This is a genomic window from Haloarcula rara, assembly GCF_029338235.1.
In the GTDB taxonomy this organism is placed as follows: Archaea; Halobacteriota; Halobacteria; order Halobacteriales; family Haloarculaceae; genus Haloarcula; species Haloarcula rara.
In genome coordinates, this window is sequence record NZ_CP119785.1 from 18313 (window position 1) to 34475 (window position 16163).

At 65.4% G+C, this 16163-nt stretch carries 13 protein-coding genes and 2 pseudogenes; 6 read left to right on the top strand and 9 right to left on the bottom strand.

Annotation, left to right across the window (positions count from 1 at the left end; genetic code table 11):
* The first annotated feature begins 157 nt into the window (after positions 1-157).
* The 3 genes and pseudogenes from tmcA to P1K32_RS00150 all read left to right on the top strand — a co-directional run bounded on the left by tmcA (position 158) and on the right by P1K32_RS00150 (position 3050).
* A pseudogene (tmcA, locus tag P1K32_RS00140) lies at positions 158-2381 on the top strand (tRNA(Met) cytidine acetyltransferase TmcA).
* Positions 2382-2388: 7 nt separating this feature from the next.
* A complete protein-coding gene (locus P1K32_RS00145; protein ID WP_379690561.1) occupies positions 2389-2877 on the top strand; it encodes a DUF456 domain-containing protein in 489 nt (162 codons plus the stop codon).
* Positions 2874-3050 carry a DUF8014 family protein gene (locus P1K32_RS00150; RefSeq protein ID WP_276250699.1) on the top strand — a complete coding sequence of 59 codons (177 nt, stop codon included), beginning with the start codon at positions 2874-2876 and terminating at the stop codon, positions 3048-3050. Before P1K32_RS00145 ends, P1K32_RS00150 begins: the two co-directional genes overlap by 4 nt.
* Before the next feature lie 54 nt (positions 3051-3104).
* Here the strand turns inward: P1K32_RS00150 and P1K32_RS00155 are convergent, their stop codons facing one another.
* The 5 genes and pseudogenes from P1K32_RS00155 to P1K32_RS00175 form a co-directional block, all read right to left on the bottom strand.
* On the bottom strand, positions 3105-3848 hold the full coding sequence (locus tag P1K32_RS00155; RefSeq protein ID WP_276250700.1) for a GNAT family N-acetyltransferase: 744 nt from the start codon (positions 3846-3848) through the stop codon (positions 3105-3107).
* A 77-nt stretch (positions 3849-3925) separates the two neighbouring features.
* Positions 3926-4285, bottom strand: a complete 360-nt coding sequence (locus P1K32_RS00160) for a DUF8055 family protein (RefSeq protein WP_276250701.1) — start codon at positions 4283-4285, stop codon at positions 3926-3928.
* A 6-nt stretch (positions 4286-4291) separates the two neighbouring features.
* Positions 4292-5948 (bottom strand): annotated as a pseudogene (locus P1K32_RS00165) (FAD-dependent monooxygenase).
* Positions 5941-7593, bottom strand: a complete 1653-nt coding sequence (locus P1K32_RS00170; RefSeq protein WP_276250703.1) for an electron transfer flavoprotein subunit alpha/FixB family protein — start codon at positions 7591-7593, stop codon at positions 5941-5943. The pseudogene P1K32_RS00165 and the gene P1K32_RS00170 overlap by 8 nt, the downstream one beginning before the upstream one ends.
* A 2-nt stretch (positions 7594-7595) precedes the next feature.
* Positions 7596-8450, bottom strand: coding sequence for an electron transfer flavoprotein subunit beta/FixA family protein (locus P1K32_RS00175; RefSeq protein WP_276250704.1), 855 nt, complete (start codon positions 8448-8450; stop codon positions 7596-7598).
* A 523-nt stretch (positions 8451-8973) separates the two neighbouring features.
* Here P1K32_RS00175 and P1K32_RS00180 point away from each other — a divergent pair.
* Together P1K32_RS00180 and P1K32_RS00185 are read left to right on the top strand one after the other, a co-directional pair.
* On the top strand, positions 8974-11163 hold the full coding sequence (locus P1K32_RS00180) for an outer membrane protein assembly factor BamB family protein (protein ID WP_276250705.1): 2190 nt from the start codon (positions 8974-8976) through the stop codon (positions 11161-11163).
* Entirely contained in the window at positions 11160-12059 is a 900-nt protein-coding gene (locus tag P1K32_RS00185) for a CARDB domain-containing protein (protein ID WP_276250734.1), read from the top strand. Before P1K32_RS00180 ends, P1K32_RS00185 begins: the two co-directional genes overlap by 4 nt.
* Here the strand turns inward: P1K32_RS00185 and P1K32_RS00190 are convergent.
* Positions 12056-12385, bottom strand: a complete 330-nt coding sequence (locus tag P1K32_RS00190) for a 4Fe-4S dicluster domain-containing protein (RefSeq protein ID WP_276250707.1) — start codon at positions 12383-12385, stop codon at positions 12056-12058. The two genes, P1K32_RS00185 and P1K32_RS00190, sit on opposite strands and share 4 nt — an antisense overlap.
* Positions 12386-12577: 192 nt before the next feature.
* Between P1K32_RS00190 and P1K32_RS00195 the strand changes: the two genes are divergently transcribed.
* Complete coding sequence (locus tag P1K32_RS00195; protein ID WP_276250735.1) at positions 12578-13450, top strand: transcription initiation factor IIB; 873 nt, start codon at positions 12578-12580, stop codon at positions 13448-13450.
* 191 nt (positions 13451-13641) lie between these two features.
* Here the strand turns inward: P1K32_RS00195 and P1K32_RS00200 are convergent, their stop codons facing one another.
* From P1K32_RS00200 to P1K32_RS00210, 3 genes are all read right to left on the bottom strand, one after another.
* Complete coding sequence (locus tag P1K32_RS00200; protein ID WP_276250708.1) at positions 13642-14910, bottom strand: DUF7125 family protein; 1269 nt, start codon at positions 14908-14910, stop codon at positions 13642-13644.
* A 117-nt stretch (positions 14911-15027) separates the two neighbouring features.
* On the bottom strand, positions 15028-15735 hold the full coding sequence (locus P1K32_RS00205; RefSeq protein ID WP_276250736.1) for a MinD/ParA family ATP-binding protein: 708 nt from the start codon (positions 15733-15735) through the stop codon (positions 15028-15030).
* The gene (locus tag P1K32_RS00210; protein ID WP_276250709.1) at positions 15732-16100 is read right to left on the bottom strand and encodes a DUF7857 domain-containing protein; all 369 of its coding nucleotides are present in this window, start codon (positions 16098-16100) and stop codon (positions 15732-15734) included. Before P1K32_RS00210 ends, P1K32_RS00205 begins: the two co-directional genes overlap by 4 nt.
* Between the last annotated feature and the right edge of the window lie 63 nt (positions 16101-16163).

A 16163-nucleotide genomic window follows, 5' to 3' on the forward strand; every position in this document is an offset into this window, starting at 1 on the left:
GGTAAAACCCTAGCGTCCCAGCTATCAGTCCCTGGTATGGCGAGTGGACCGGCCGCCTGGGGCCGGCTCCGCCCGACGCACCACGACCGTGGGGACCGCCTGACCAGTGAGACCGGCGTTCCGTCAGTTCCATGGCCGCCCGTCTCGCAGGGCCGGTATGGAACTGGCCCGGGCGCTGCGTGCCGAGGCCCAGCGAACGAACGAACGGCGGGTGCTCGTGCTGGCCGGCGACCCCCAACTGACCCGCGAGCGAGCGGCCACGGCGCTGGCTGGGACCGATATCCCGGTCGAGGAGACGACTGTCCTCGGTCCCGAACCGTTCGTCGACTGCGAGCGCCACGAGCAGCGCCGGGCGGCCGAACTCCTCGGGCGGACCCAGTCGGCCGTCGTCGTGGACGGCCACGAGGCGTGCCGCCCGAACGCGCTCGGGACCGCCGTCGGCGCCGTCGACGGCGGCGGATTGCTCCTCCTGTTGACACCGCCCCTCGAGGACTGGCCGGCGCGCCGGGACGCGTTCGACGACTCGCTCGCGGTGCCGCCCTTCCACCGTGACCAGGTGACCGGCCACTTCCGCCGTCGGCTGGTCGAGACTATCCGAGCACACCGCGGTATCGGCGTCGTCGCCGTCGACGGCGATGGCGACACCGTCGAGCAATCCGGGCTGACCGACCCGCCGCCGCGTCGACGCCAGCGGGCGCCCGACCCGCCGGCAGACCACACCTTCGCCGGGGCGACCTACGGGGCCTGTCACAGTGCCGACCAGCGCGACGCGGTCCAGGCCCTCGAAGCGCTCGCCGAGCCCGGCCACGCCGTCGTCGTCGAAGCTGACCGCGGTCGCGGGAAATCCAGCGCCGCGGGGCTGGCCGCCGCGAACCTCGCCCGAGACGGGCTGGACGTGCTCGTGACCGCCCCGCAGTACCGGAGCGCCGGGGAGCTGTTCGCCCGCGCCGAGGCGCTGCTAGAGACGCTGGAGGTGTCGGTCGAGGGCGACCAGGATGCCGCCCCCAGCGATTGACCGTCAGAACGGCGACCGGCGACGAGGGATGCATCCGTTTCGAGCCGCCGTCACGGGCGGTCGACCTGCCCGGCGAGCCCGACGTCGTGCTCGTCGACGAGGCCGCTGCGTTGCCGGTCCGACGGCTCGAAGCGCTGCTTTCGGCCCCCTCAGCGGCCTTCACCACGACCGTCCACGGCTACGAGGGGGCCGGCCGGGGGTTCTCGGTCCGCTTTCGCGACCGGCTCGACGACGCCGACCACGCAGTCGCCGAGGTCTCGATGACCGAACCGATACGGTACGCCGACGCAGACCCCGTGGAGGTGTGGGCGTTCCGGGCGCTCATGCTTGACGCCCGGCCGCCGGTCGCACAAGTCGTCGAGGACGCGACTCCCGAGACGGCCACCTACCGCTGTCTCACGTCGGCGGACCTGCTTTCCGACGAGCACCTGCTCCGGGAGACGTTCGGGCTGCTCGTGCTGGCCCACTACCGGACGGAGCCGACCGACCTCGCGCGGCTCCTGGACGCCCCGAATCTCACCGTGCGGGCACTGACCGAGCGTGGCCACGTCGTCGCCGTGGCACTGCTGGCCCAGGAGGGCGCCCTCGACGCCGAGACGCGCGAGCGGATGTACGAGGGCGGCCGAATCCGTGGCAACATGATTCCGGACGTACTGACGACACAGCTCCGGGACCGGGACGCCGGCGTACCCGTCGGCCAGCGCGTCCTCCGCATCGCCACACACGGCGCCGTCCGTTCGCGTGGGCTGGGTTCGACGCTGCTCTCGGAGATACGACGGGAGTTCGCCGAGGAGATGGACTGGCTGGGCGTCGGGTTCGGGGCCACGCCCGAACTCCTGGATTTCTGGCGGGCGAACGGCTACCGGACGCTGCACCTCTCGACCTCGCGCAACGACCGCAGCGGGGAGTACTCGGCCGTGATGATGGATCCCTGCAGCGACGCCGGCCGCGAGCTTTCGGCCCGTCACAGCGGCTGGTTCTGTGACCGCATCGGCGCCACGCTGACTGACGCGCTCGACGACGCCGAGCCCGACGTGGTCCGAGGCGCGCTCGCGGCCGCCGAGGCCGAGCCTGGTCTCGACCTCTCGGCGTGGGAGTGGCGCTCGTCGCCGGCCTCCCGACTGGCGCGTCCATCCTCGATACGAACCCGGCCCCGTTCCGCCGGCTCACACTCCGGCACCTCGTGGCCCTGGCCGAGCCTGACGCCCTGTCGGCCCGCGAGGAGCGACTGCTCGTCCGGAAGGTGTTACAAGCCCGCCCGTGGGGCGATGTCGCCGACGGGATGGACTTCGTCTCCGAGCGCGAGTGCAAGCGGGCCGTCGGCGGAGCGGTCGAAACGTTGACACGCCTCTACCCCGAACAGTAGTCACCTGATGTTTCTCACCATCGACACCGGGCTGGTGGTCCTCGCGTTCCTCTTGCTCGTGGCCGGGGTCGTCGGCAGTCTGGTCCCGCAGGTCCCGGGCGCCCTGCTCTCCCTCGTCGGCGTCTTCACCTACTGGTACGCGACCGGCGAGCCCGGGCTCGGGCTGCTGGTCGCGCTCGTCCTCGTCGGCGTCCTGACCTGGGTCGTGGACTGGTTTGGCGGGGCTATCGCGGCCCGCGCCGGCGGGGCCTCGAACACGACGGCACTGCTCGCGGGCGTGGTCGCGCTGGTGCTGTTCTTCCTGACCGGCCCGCTGGGCATCATTCTCGGCGTCGCCGCGACGGTCTTTGCCGTCGAGTTCTACCGGCAGCAGGACGCCCGGCAGGGACTGAAAGCCGCCCTCGTCACGACCGCCGGGATGCTGGCCTCGAGCGTCGCGCAGGCGCTGCTGACCGGCTCGATACTGCTCGCGATGTTGGGCGTCGCGCTGCTATGACGACCTGCGACGCAGACGGCTGTGAGCGAACCGCGGCGGTGCGACTCCGGATTCCGTGGACCGACGACCGGCTGGTCTGTCCGGCCCACGCACGCGGTCCCGCGACCGAGGACGGCGTGGTCCCGGAGCCGCTGTCGGGCCGCGAGGGCGAGTGGCCTCACAGTAGCCATTGAAATCCAATGCACACCCGATCGCACGACGGTAGTGCGATCGGTGTGTAAATCGTTTCAATTGTTACTGTGGAGCTCGCGGGCCAACATCACCTCGTCGGCGTACTCGTCGCCGAGTTTGTAGTGATCCGCCCGGACCGCTTCGGTCTCCCAGCCGTGGGCCTCCAGGAACTCGATTGCCGCTTCGTTCGTCGAGGGAACGGAGTTGTAGAGCTTCTCAGTGCCCCGCTGGGCCGCCCACTCCGTGCCACGCTCTAGCAACCGACTGCCGATGCCCTGGCCGCGGTACTGGGCGAGGACGCCCACCGTGAGTTCGGCCGTGTGGCTGAGCTTCGTCGTTTCGGGCCGTTCCAGATGGACCCAGCCCACCACGTCCCCGCCCACGGTGGCGACGAAGAAGATGCGCGACTCCACGTCGTTGTGGCGCATGATGACGCCCTCGCTGTCGACGATGTCCGCGACCGTCTCGGCGTCGACGTACTCCCCGCTCCCGATGGCCGCTCGAATCGCCCCGACCAGTCCGTCGAGGTCTTCCTGCCGGGCCTGCCGGATGGTGAACTCCGCTTGCGCCGTCTCGTAGGAGTGGGTCTCCGTGTCCTCGTAGGCGATACGCAGCTCGTCCGCCTCGCGTGTCACCATCCCCTTGCGCCTGAGAATGACGAGGTGGTGGCCGAAGGGATGCTGTTCCATGCCCAGCGCCCGGCGAACCTGCTCGGCATCGACAGTTCCGCGTGACTCGACGTACTCGTATATCTCCCGCCTGTCCGGGTGGTCGAACCGCAGTGGCTCGGTGAGTTCCATGCTCCACGGTACCACGCCCCAATACGTCAAAGGTTATCGCGGACACCGTGCGAGGTTGTTCCCAGGTGGCTCCCCCGCTATCGGTCCGGGACGCCGGTGAGTACCGCGGCCACGTCTCCGATATCGCGGGTGTCGACCAGCAGCTCCGCGGCGGTTCGGACCGGATACGTCCCATCGAGGTCGACGCCGTAGCAGGCGCCGTACAGCGAGAGCCATCGGTCAAGCGCCGTTTCGAGTCGCTCGAACTCTGCCTCGTCGAAGCGGTGCCAGGCGTCGCCAGTGCGGGCCTCACAGTAGAGGGCGACCGTCGGGCCGACGCCCCGCCGGAGGAGCTCCTCGGCGCGGGCCTCGTCGGGCGGGTCCGGGTCGAAGCCGTCGTCGGTCCGTTCCGCCCGGCGGTCCAGTTGTCGAACCCGGACCGAAATTGCCTTGCTCACGCCTGCTCACCCCTGGTCGAAGTCCACGCCCTTTCCGCCGGCGGGGTGTTCCCACTCGGTGTCGGCGACGACGGCGCAGGTGCCACACTCGACGCAGGGCTGGGTGTCGAGGCTGACGAGGTGTTCCTCGTGACCGTTGGTCCGGACCCGCTCGTCGCGGTAGCAGCCGCCGCCGAACTCCTTGGCGCTGACCGGGCAGGCGGTGACGGCCGTCCCCGAGGCCCCGAAGGAGTTGTCGACCAGCCGGATGTGTGGCTCGCCCACGTCGTAGGTCAACTCGCCGATGCGCTCGTCCAGTTCGGGCGGGTCGACGCGGCTCTCGGCATCGACGGCCTCACCCAGCTCCTCGCCGATGACGGTCGGGAGCATCACGTAGGGCAGTCCGGTATCGGGAACCATCGCGACGAGCCGGGGGAGTTGTAGGCGCGTTCGAGGAGCCCGGGCGCGCCCGCAGACCGAGCCGTCCCAGCGCGGAGTCGGCGACGGCGGTGGCGACCCTGTCCACGGCGTCTATCTCGCTGAGGCGACCGACCAGGTCGTAGCTACGGGGCCGCAGCTTCGCCATGACGCCCTCCTCGCGGAGTTTCCGCTCGTAGAACTCCCCTGCGCGGTGCGGGTCGCCCCGCGAGCGGGCGTCCGCGAACGCTTCGGCGGCGAGCGCCCCCGCCGAGACGGCGTGGTTCATCCCCTTGATGATGGGGCCCTGGGCCTGCATCTGGCCGGCCGCGTCACCCACCAGGACGAGTCGGTCATCGTGGGGCGATTCGTGGGCCACCTTCTTCGAGTCCGGCACGAGCTTGGCGCTGTACTCGCGCTCGCGGTACTCCTCGCCGAGCCACTGGGCCAGCAGGGGATGAGTGAGCAGTGCGTCCAGCAGTTCCTGCGGTTCTGCGCGCTCGTCGGCCAGCGAGTCGAGGTGGAAGACGGTCCCGATAGAGAGCGACTCCCGGTTGGTGTAGAGGAACCCCCCGCCCCGCACGCCGTCGAAGAGGTCGCCCGAGAACAGGTGGGCCTCGCCCTCGTCGGGGTCGATGTCGAAGCGGTCGTCGAGGACCGCGGGGTCCATGTCGACGACGGCTTTCACGCCCTGGAACCACTCCGCGGGGTCGTCCCAGTCCATCAGGCCGGCGTCCCGGGCCAGCTCCGAGTTGACGCCGTCGGCGGCGACGATAAGGTCCGCTTCGATGGGCGCTAACTCCTCGGTCCGGACGCCGACGATTTCGCCGTTCTCTCGCAGGAGCCCAGTGACGTGTATCTCGGTCAGCAGCCCGCCGCCGGTCTCGCGGGTGCGCTCGTGGACGCGCTCGGCCAGCCACGAGTCCATCGGCCGCCGGAGCACTGAGTCGGCCCAGGCGGTGTCGTGGTGGTGCAACTCGCCGATGTCGAACGTCTTCACCCGGTCGCCGGCGACGTTATGGATGTAGTTGTCAGTGACCGGCCGCTCGGTGGCCTGCTCGCGGAAGCCGGGGAAGAGGCTCTCGATGGTGTAGGGCGCGCTCTCCTCGGCGTAGATAACACCGCCCGAGACGTTCTTCGAACCGGCGTCGACACCGCGCTCCAGCACGAGCGTCTCGACGCCGTTTCGGGCCAGCGCGGCGGCCGCGGCGGCGCCGCCGGGCCCACAGCCGACGACGACGGCCTCGTATCGCTCGTGCTCAGTCATCGCTGGCCTCCATGACCGGGGCCAGTCGCCCCGCTTCGACGGCCTCGGTGAGTCTGGGCAACACCTCGAAGAGGTCGCCCTCGATTACGTAGTCCGAGAAGTCCCGGATGTCCGCGTCGGGGTCGGTGTTGACCGCGATGATGGTGTCTGCCTCGTCACAGCCCACTTTGTGCTGGATGGCCCCCGAGATACCGGCGGCAATGTAGATATCGGGCTCGACGACCTGGCCGGACTCGCCTATCTGGCGCTCCTCGGTGACGTAGTCCTCGACGTGGCTCTCGAAGGCGTACGAGGAGGTGATGACGCCACGGGAGAGCCCGAGGTCGGCGTCGTCGAAGGCGTCCACGAGGTCCAGCGCGAGTTCGACACCCCGCGTCGGGTCGTCCGCGATGCCCCGGCCGACAGCGACGACGACGTCGTTGCCCGCGAGGTCGACGCCACCCGTCAGCCGCTCGACGTCGGTCACGTCGACGGTGAACCAGCCGTCGTCCAGTGCCATCTCGTACTCGACGACCTCGGCTTCGCGGTCGGGGTCGGGGTCTGGAACCGGGAAACTCCCCGGGATGACGCTCGCGCCCTGCGGGTGGAAGTCCCGGTCCGGTTTGTCGATACACAGAATCGTCGAGTACTCGAATCCGGAGAAGTCCGGTCGCTTCATATGTAGTACCCGGTCGAACTCCTTCTTCTCGCCCGCCTGACCGACTTTCGCCGGGTTGGATATCACTTCGCTCTCGATGTACAGCCCGGAGCAGTCCGACGCCAGCCCGGAGTCCAGCGCCCCCTGAACCAGCGCCGAGAGGTCCCGGCCGTTGTTGGTCGCCGGGAACAGCGTGTACCGGGGTTCGTGGTAGTCCTTCCAGCCGACGGTCTCGTGGCCCTCGCTGGCCAGCTCCCCGCCGGCACGCATCATATCGACCACGATTTCGGTGTATGGCGTGTGTCGGAACCGCTCCAATCGACTGTCTTCGTGATAGACCACTAGGTCCGCGCCGCAGGCGATTACCTCGTCGACGTAGTCGCTCGCGTCGGCGCCGACGAGGACCGCCACGACCCGCTCAGAGCTGTTGTATCTCTCGTTGTAGTCGTCCATCAGCTCGCGGGCCTTCCCCAGCATCTCGCTGGAGACCTCGGCGAGGGCGCCGGCCTGCGTCTCACAGTACACCCACATATCGCGGTAGTCGCCGCCGATGGTCCCCTCGACCCACTGCTTCTCGTTGGTCGGGTGGTCGAGTTCGGGATACTTCTCCTCGGGCGGGACGGTATCGACGGGTTCCTCGTGTGCTTCGCTGCCTTCGAGGGAGTCGATACGGCCCTCAATTTGGGTGATTGCACTGGCGCGGTCTGGGCCCGACAGCTCCCGTTCGAGGATATCGCGCAACACGTCCGCGTCGTCTATGCTCCTGACCATGTTGGCGACGTCCGCGACCGAGCGTTCGGCGAGGTCGACGGTCTCGGGATCCAGGTCCTCGTCATCGTCCCCGGATACCTTCTCGATTCGGTCCTCGATGAGCGTCTCGACCGGCGGCCGACCGTCGCCCTCCCGTTCGAGTTCGAGCATCGCCCGGAGTTCGTCGGGGTCCTCGATTTCCTTCAGCTTCGGTCCCAGGTCGGCTATCTCGTACTCGCGTGGGTCCAGTTCGGGCATCGTCAGTCACCCGCCGCGTACGGCGTGAGTTCGGAAAGGACCGGTTCGAGCTCGCTCGGCCGCGAGCCGTCGACCACCGTGGCGTCGCGCTCGGCGGGCGCCTTCGGGATAGGGTCCACCCCGGCGACGATGGTGGGCGAGCCGTCCAGCCCGATGTAGTCCGGGTCGAGGTTCAGGTCCTCGTGGTCCCACACCGTCAGGTGGTCTTCCAGGTTCCGGGCCCGCTGCTGTGTCGCATCCCGGAGGTCCTTGTGAGCCAGCCGATGGCTGGCCGTTCGATAGGTCGGCTCGAACTCCGGGTCGGCGACGACGAAACACGGGAGCGGCGCCTCGACGGTCTCCACTTCGCTCGCGTCGCCGTCGACGAGTCGCTCCGCCCGGAGCCGACCGGCCGCTGCATCGACGTCGAGCGAGGTGACGTGGGTCACCAGCGGCCAGCCCAGACAGTAGGCGGTCTGGGGCCCGGTGTGGCCCGTCTCCCCGTCGGCGGTCTTGAACCCCGCGACGACGAGGTCAGGTGAGTCAGCGAGCCGCTGGAGGCCCGTGGCGACGGTCATCGCCGTCGCCCAGGTGTCCGCCGCGCCCATCTCCCGGTCCGAGAGGAGATAGCAATCGTCGGCGTAGACGTCTTCCATCCCCTCCCGCAGCACGTCCTCGTACCCCGGCGGTCCCATGCTCATGAGCGAGACTGTCCCGCCCGTTCGCACCTTCGCCTGCAGCGCCGCCCGCAAGGCGGGCCTGTCGTTCGGGTTCATCACCGTCGGCGTCTTGCCGCGTTCGAGGTGGCCGTCCTCGTCGAAGGAGACCTGCTCCTCGCGGAAGTCGGGGACCCCTTTGGTCAGCACTACTGTGTTCATTGGTATCACAACCCTCGGTAATGGGTATTACCGGGAGATGGCAATAAGCCTACATTCGAATTACGTACCGAGAAGTAATGCGGACAATCGTGGTAGCCGAGCGGTTAAAATCTCCACTGAGTGCAGTGGACTGACTGTGTGCTCTATCCCTGGCTCCTCAAAAACTGGTGGTAGAGCTTTGTTCTTTAAATCCGATTAAACAAAGGTTTATTTAATCACGAAATGGGTTCTATCTGTGATGAGCAGGCTATCGTATCTCTCCCGACGAGAAGTGCTCGCTTTGATGGGGGCGAGTACACTGACGCCGCTCGGTCGAGCTCAAAGTACAGGGACGGACAGCGATCGGTCGATAGGGTGGCCACAGCACCGAGGTGGGTCGAGACGATTACAGACCGTCGGAGGGACTTCGGCACCGATACGGGATCTCGAAACAGGCTGGTCGTATCCCCTCACCGAGGAGGAGAACGTACCGCACAATCGGGTTTCCGGATCTCTCGATTCGTCGACCCTGACGGCGCCAGCGGTGACGGACGAGGAAGTGTACGTCCAGCGACCCGACGGCATCGCCGTGTATGACCTCCTGACTGCGTCCGAGAAGTGGTACAAGACCGACCTCGGGACAGTCGAACACACGCCCACTGTCGGCGACGACCACGTGTATGTCTATGGGGACGAGTTGTACGCCCTCTCGCGAGACGACGGGAGCATCGTCTGGTCGAAAACAGTCACCGAGGTGGCCGAATACGATGAGAACTCCCGCGGAGCTGAACCGAAATTCGGGAGTTATCCGACGGTCTACGGTGATCGGGTTTACGTAACGGTAGAGTATATCGTTGGAAACCCAGGTGGAGAGGTAATCGCCCTCGATACTGACGGGACGGTCCAATGGCGAGAGGACAGCCTATACAACCCCTACAGTATAGCAGTAAGCGACGACACGGTGGCGGTCCATTGGTGGATGAGCAAAGGGACTTTGAGCGAAGTCGGGACTGACACTGGGGACGCCTTCGAGCGTTCGTGGGCAGAGCTCATAATGGACCTCGGTCACACGATTAGCCTTTTTCAGGGGTCAGTCTTCCTTTCGAGCGACGATAAATGGTCCGCAGTGTCGAAGTCTGACGGGACTGTACTCGCCAACAACCACGACGAGTCTACCTGGGGTTACACAGGAAACATCCACAGTGACATATCTTCGCCTGTTTTTCTGAACGACAACATGTATCTACTGTTTTATGGTGATGATAAGGACGACTTTTATCTCGAAGCGTGGGACCTGTCGGCTCGTGAGGGCGGCCAGCTGGCGTTTAGCGCCGACCTTCCCCTGCCGGCGGAAAACGGGGTCACTGAGGCGCGGTTGAGCGCGGCGAACGGCGTTATCTACGCGCAGTTCCTGACCGACGACATCTCCACCTACGATAACGAAAACGGGTGGGTGTTTACGCTCGACCCGACCGACGGGACGGTCCAGGAGAAGTGGGAAAGCAGGGAGTTCATGAGTCGAGCCATCCCAGCCAGCCCGGGTCGACTCACGTTCCTCGAGAGTCACGGGACCGTCGGCGAGGACACCTCTCCTGTGCGACTCACGGTGCTCTCGGGGACACAGTCCTCGACCGACGACCCCCTCTCCGAGGAGGTGGTACAGGAACACTACTGCGATGCCGTTCGAACGCTACGAACCTTCGAGCGCGACACCGACGTGAGTTCGTCGACCGTGGCCGACCTGAGCGAGGCCCTGAAGAGCTATCGGGACGACCCCGGGATACCGAACACGGAGCGGCGGGAGCTACTGGATCGGTCGAAGTGGGCGATGGAATCGTATCTCCACGGCCGTTCGCTCATCGGGGACCCGCCGCTGGACGGCGACATTACCGCGCCGGAGGGGTGCTCCGGTGGCGCTATCGAACTGCCACACTCGGAGTTCAACGTTCTGAAGACGACGCTGGAACTGCTGGTGGCGATCGTGTTACAGACCAAGCTGATCGAAAAGATTACCGATAACATCTCGGCCGGCCTCGGGAAACGCATCGACGACCGACTCAACGATGTCGTAACCAGATCTCATGATGCTATAAAAGAGGTGTCGGAACCGCTCGCCGAGGAGTTATCTGGCGGGCTGGTCAGCTACACGCAAATCTTATACGAGGCTCTGGTCGATATCGCCAACGGCGAAGACATCGACGACCAGGGAGAGGTCGAGAACACGCTGCAAGGGGACGCAGCGGACAAGTTCGATTCGATCGTGGCCCAGTTCGCCGGGGACCTGATGGAGACGGCCGCGTTCACCGAAATCATGAACAACGCCGACGAGAAACTGGAGGAAATCCGGACGTCACTGTCGCCCGAAACTGTCGGTGGTTTGGATGGGGGGTACACCGGGGCCGGGCTCGGCTACCAACACGCCCGCGACGAGATGGTCGAGATAGCCACTACGGTCCACGAGCAGCTCGAGGTTATCAAAGAGACGCTTACTGATCTGGACTTCTTCGGTTCGATACTGGCGATTCTGGACTTCCTCAACGACGACGAGGACATTCAAATCGAAGACATCGCTGGACTGATCGAGCCGATTTATTCGGCCCATTTCGCGTACGCACAGCGCGTACTGGCGCGTTCAGGCTTCGAACTCGGTGTTGCCGGTGTGCTTGACATCGCAGAGTACAGTCAGAGCGGTCTGGATAGTGCTATAGCCGGAACCCCACTGCCAAACCAATGAGTGAAATCACCACACTGCTAGACGAGTTCGTATCTGCTGTCGAAGACGACGACGTCGAGGCGGCGTCGACCGCCGTCTCGGATATCACCTCGACGTACGAGGACAGCGCGCTGAGTGAGCGAGCCGCAGCGGCTCGGCATCGGACCAAGCGACAGACGGAGCCAGTCGCGAAACGGACCCGAACTGAGTGGATCGAACAGGACGTCCGGGACCGACGAGACAAGCTACAGGCGTTCCAGGACCCACACGCCGGTATCAGCGTCGCCCGGTCGGCCTTCCTCGGACAGGCGGAGATATACACGGAGACGGACGGTGCCGTCGGGCGGGAAAGCGCGAAGACGATAGCCGAGGACCTCCGCGAGCTCGAATCGGAGGCACAGACGGCCCGGGAAGAGGCCGATTCGGCGGCTACCGACGTCGCCGTTCCACCCACCGTTCGTGTCATGACTCCCGAGACGGGAGAGCTGTCAGTCGGCGAAACCACGGTAGCGGTGCCGGTGACGAACGCGGGCGATCAGAGCGCCTCGCCTTCGCTCACGGCGAGTGTCGAAAGTTCGGGGTTGTCCGTCTCGGCCCCAGAGGCAGTCGGACCGCTGTCGACCGAGGAGACGACGACGATTTCGCTGTCAGCTACTGCAGAGTCCGCCGGAAGCTACACTGCTCGCTTCGAGTTCGATTACGAAGACGACCGTGTCACCACTGACGCTATCGTACTGACCGTCGTGGGCGAAGCGAGTGGCGAGAGAGCCCAGCAAACGGAACGGGCGACGGGAACGCAAGCGACCGAAAACGGCGGTTCAGATGACCTCCCGACTACGGAGGTACTCGTCGGAACCGGCGTCGCGACGGCCGCCGGTCTCGCGGCGTATCTCAAAAAATCCGGGGACGAGGGCTAGAGCCGACCCGCTCGACCGGGGTCGACGTCGATGGCGTCGACGGGACAGACGTCCACACACAGCATACAATCGATACACTGGTTCTCGTGAGCCGGGTCGGCCTTTATCTCGCTCTCGGGGTGGTCGGGGGTGTCCACCCACTCGAAGACGTCGACGGGACAGTCCTCCAGACAGGCGCCGTCGGCGATACAGATGTCGAAATCAACGGCGACGTGTGTGCCGTGAATACCGAGCGTCTCCGGTTCCTCGACGGGACCCCAGACGTCGTGACCCTCGTGCTGTTCGACGATGTCACGACTGGTTTCGAACTCCGGGTCGATAGCCATACCGTTCGTTCGACCTGGCACGTACTTAACTCTTCGATAGGACCCATCCGGGGGCGTTCGGATCGGCCGACCAGAGTTTTAGTTACAACTATTTATCACATGATATATTTTAATACCAGTTACAAATTTTTAAGACCGGAACTTTTTAATCTACCTGAGATTACTATTATATCGTTCGAGTGGGTGTGAAAAATGGGGCAAGTAAACCTGACAAGTTGTACTGAGTGTGGTGGGGACATCCAATCCAGTAAGAACGAGCAAATCTGTACCGAGTGTGGGCTCGTCTGCAGCGAGGACAATATAGACCGTGGGCCGGAATGGCGGTCGACGGGGGAGGAGTCGGAGAAACGCCGAACTGGCGCCCCCCTGACGCGGTCCCGACACGACCGCGGCCTCTCGACAGAGATCGGGTTCGGGACCGGCACTGAGGTGTCGGGCTCACGGCAACGCCAGCTCGTCAGGATGCGCCGACAGCACAATCAGGCGCGCCTCTCATCGAAGAGCGAGCGAAACAAGATGTACGCCTACACCGAGATTCGTCGACTCGTCTCGTCGCTCTCCCTGCCGGATTCGGTGCGGGACCAGTCCTGTGCGCTCTTTGACTCCGCACAGAACGAGGAGCTGCTCTGTGGTCGCTCGCTGGAAGGGTTCGCCGCGGCCGCCGTCTACGCGACCTGCCGGTCCTTGTCTATCTCCCGGACGATGGAGGAGATAACCGAGGTCTCACGAGCCAAACGGACGGAGCTGAAAGCCGCCTACGACGCGCTCAACCGGGATCTGGGCCTGCCCGTCGGCCCCATCAAACCGACGGAGTATCTCCCGCGGTACGCCTCCGAGCTGGACCTAGAAAGCGGCGTGGAGAGCCTGGCCCGCGAATACGCGGTCATCCTCTCAGAGAACGGTAAAGTCGGCGGTAAAAACCCAAGCGGCGTAGCCGCCGCCTGCCTGTACAAAGCGGCCTTCGAAGAGAACGTCGACCTCACCCAGAGCGCTGCCGCCGACCTCGCGAACGTCTCCCGGATGACGATTCGCTCGACGGTGAAAGACCTGAAACCTCTCGTTTGAAGCGGCCGACGCGCCGAGTATACCAGCGCTATCGTCTGTCCCGCCCAGCCTTCGGACGGATAGCGGTAGTCCTTCCGTCTCGGAGCCGAAACGAGGGACCGACAGCCCGTCTCGTACTGCCGACTGTAACAAACTGACGTAATTCGTCACCCTGCGGTGTGAATATCTTCACGAACACACAGCCGGCAGTATCAGTCGCCGATGATTTGCTGTGTCGAGAGGTCGAGCACTATCGATTCCGACGGCGCTCGCTCACGGCGGGACTTTGGAATCATGAGCCGGTGGTCGACGGCGTCGGTCTCCGTGGAGACTTCGAGGTCGAACACCACGTCCGCGAAGTACTCTGTCGTGCCACGGTTGTTGGTCTTCTCCGGCCGGTCCAGACAGTGAAGCATCGCAATGCCGTCCGTCTCCTGCATCACCTCGGTTACGGTGTTGAGGAACTCGTTGTACCGCTGGGGCTGTTGCTGTTCGAGCAACCACATCGAGTCGATGATGAGGTTCGCTCCCTCTGGCAGCTGTTCGACGAGTTGCGTCGCCTCCGCCAGCGGATCCCCCGCGTCGAGCGCCCTGATAGTCGGCTTCCCCGCCGACGCGATAGTGGAGTCGATGGCGTGCTGGACGACGGACTCAGAGCGCTCCGTCGTGAGATACAGCGTCCCACGCGTGGTCGTCAGCTCGTAGAGCAGGAACTCAGAATGCCCGTCCGGGTCGGCGGTCAGCGCGACGACGGTTCCCGGAAGCAGCCCGCCGTCGAGTGAGCTGTCGATGGCCTCGACGCCGGTCGGCAGCCGCTCGACGGTCTGGTCGCCGGTGTCCCAGGCCTCGTCGCCATCCGTGGTCTTGATTCGCCCGACGAGGTCGTCGTAGGCATGTTGTACGTCAGACGATTGCAGCGGCCGGCTCCGGTCCGGAACCATCCCGAGTACCGGGACGTCCAGGGACGCCTCGACTTCGTCCGGAACCGCCTCACAGCGGTTCAACAGAACACCCACGACCGGTACGTCCAGACGACGGGCGATGTCGATGGTCGTCTTGGCGGCACTCACACTCCGGTTCGTGCCGTCCGTGACGACGAGAATCTCGTCGGCAACCGACAGGGGCTCGACCACGTCGGGTCCGGCGCCCGACGGGCAGTCGACGACCAGCTGCGGTTTTGCGTGTTTGAGCGTCTCCAGTGTCGACTGGAGATCGACGCTCTGGGACGACCGCGGCGCCGGAAGCACCATCGCGTCCTCCGCACGGACGCTCGTCTGTGCGACGTCGGTCGGCGAATCGTGATTCTCGACGGCGGCGATCGTCGGTTCCGGCTCCAGTCCGGCGGTCACGTGCAGGTCGGGCAGCTGACGGTCGGCGTCCACTGCCAGCGTCGGTGTCCCGCCTCGTGCGAACGCTTCGGTGATGCCAAGCGCAGCGGTGGTCTTTCCACAACCCCCCTTCGCACCGGCGATAGCAATCATACTGAGAGTCGCCGCCTCTTCCTTTTTGAACCTACACACTGTATCCGGAGGTCATCCACCGGTCGCTGGCCGTTCGGACAGACAACTGTGGTCCGGAGAAATGACAGCGCCTGGGTCTCAGCGTCCGGTGTTGCCAATCGAGTTTCGCGCGCCACCGCCACGCTGTTCGCACTCCTGTATCGTGCGTGCCAGCTCAGTGTATCGTTCAAGCGCCTCGGCGTCCGGGTCAGCCTGACGTACTGGCATGCCGGTCTCCTGTGCCGCCGCCACGGCCTCGCTCTCCGGGATTCCGGTCGTCGGAACGCCGAATTCGTCTTCCAGTCGGTCAGGCATCTCGCTTTCGGGTCCGGCCTTGTTGAGCGCGATGGCCGCCACCGGCGTATCGAGGTCCAGTGAGAGTTCGCGGGTCTGGAGCGCGTTCAGCAACGCCGGCTTCTTCGGCGTCGTGACCAGCAGGACAACGTCGGCGCTTGCCACTGGGACGCCGACGTCACGCGCCAACCCGGCCGGCGTGTCCACGACGACGTGTTTGTATTTCCGGTCGAGGAGGTCGAGCGTGCGGGGCAACTCGTCGAGTTCGGCGGCCCGAGCCCCCTCGAGTGTCCGCCCACAGGAGAGGACCCGGACCGAGCCGAGCCACTCGACCGCGTCCATCGGTGCGGCGCGACCGGCCAGAACGTCGTGGATATCCGGCCCTCGACCCCGCGGGAGGTCCGAGGTCGCAAGGTCCGCGTCGACCGCGACGCCGTCCAGTTCGCGGGCCAGGTTGAGCGTGGTCGTAGACTTGCCGACGCCGCCTTTCCCGCCGGTGACTGTGATTATCATTGCTCTTCGACCATGATGTCGGACGGAGGTGACCACTCGTCCAGTTCCGCCAGCACTGCCTCCTCACGTGTGGCTGTGCCGGCATCTTCCTGTCTGGTCACCGAGACAAGTTTCGTCATCGAATCGGTCGGTTCGACCGGCGTCGCAAAGCCCATACCGCGGGTCTGTCCGGGCAGTATCGTCGTCTCCCACGTCTCTTCCCCCCATTCGGGCGACCGGCCGCTTCCGGACCGAGGCTCCCACATCGGCCCGTCCACGTTGGCACGCATCCTGACCGTCTGTGGCGTCGACCGCGTGTTCGTGACCTGTGCGGTCACGAAGGTCACGCCGGCCCGCCGGTCGGTAGACGTTTCGACTCTAACCATACGGTATCTCGCTTCGCCTTCCGATAAAAAGGTCAACACGCCCGTGACGGTGGCCGCCGTCGG

Bases quoted from the DNA above. Each gene is read 5' to 3' on its own strand.
- P1K32_RS00145 (WP_379690561.1), top strand. From the start codon at position 2,389: ATGTTTCTCACCATCGACACCGGGCTGGTGGTCCTCGCGTTCCTCTTG.
- P1K32_RS00150 (WP_276250699.1), top strand. From the start codon at position 2,874: ATGACGACCTGCGACGCAGACGGCTGTGAGCGAACCGCGGCGGTGCGA.
- P1K32_RS00155 (WP_276250700.1), bottom strand. From the start codon at position 3,848: ATGGAACTCACCGAGCCACTGCGGTTCGACCACCCGGACAGGCGGGAG.
- P1K32_RS00170 (WP_276250703.1), bottom strand. From the start codon at position 7,593: ATGCCCGAACTGGACCCACGCGAGTACGAGATAGCCGACCTGGGACCG.
- P1K32_RS00175 (WP_276250704.1), bottom strand. From the start codon at position 8,450: ATGAACACAGTAGTGCTGACCAAAGGGGTCCCCGACTTCCGCGAGGAG.
- P1K32_RS00185 (WP_276250734.1), top strand. From the start codon at position 11,160: ATGAGTGAAATCACCACACTGCTAGACGAGTTCGTATCTGCTGTCGAA.
- P1K32_RS00190 (WP_276250707.1), bottom strand. From the start codon at position 12,385: ATGGCTATCGACCCGGAGTTCGAAACCAGTCGTGACATCGTCGAACAG.
- P1K32_RS00195 (WP_276250735.1), top strand. From the start codon at position 12,578: ATGGGGCAAGTAAACCTGACAAGTTGTACTGAGTGTGGTGGGGACATC.
- P1K32_RS00200 (WP_276250708.1), bottom strand. From the start codon at position 14,910: ATGATTGCTATCGCCGGTGCGAAGGGGGGTTGTGGAAAGACCACCGCT.
- P1K32_RS00205 (WP_276250736.1), bottom strand. From the start codon at position 15,735: ATGATAATCACAGTCACCGGCGGGAAAGGCGGCGTCGGCAAGTCTACG.
- P1K32_RS00210 (WP_276250709.1), bottom strand. From the start codon at position 16,100: ATGGTTAGAGTCGAAACGTCTACCGACCGGCGGGCCGGCGTGACCTTC.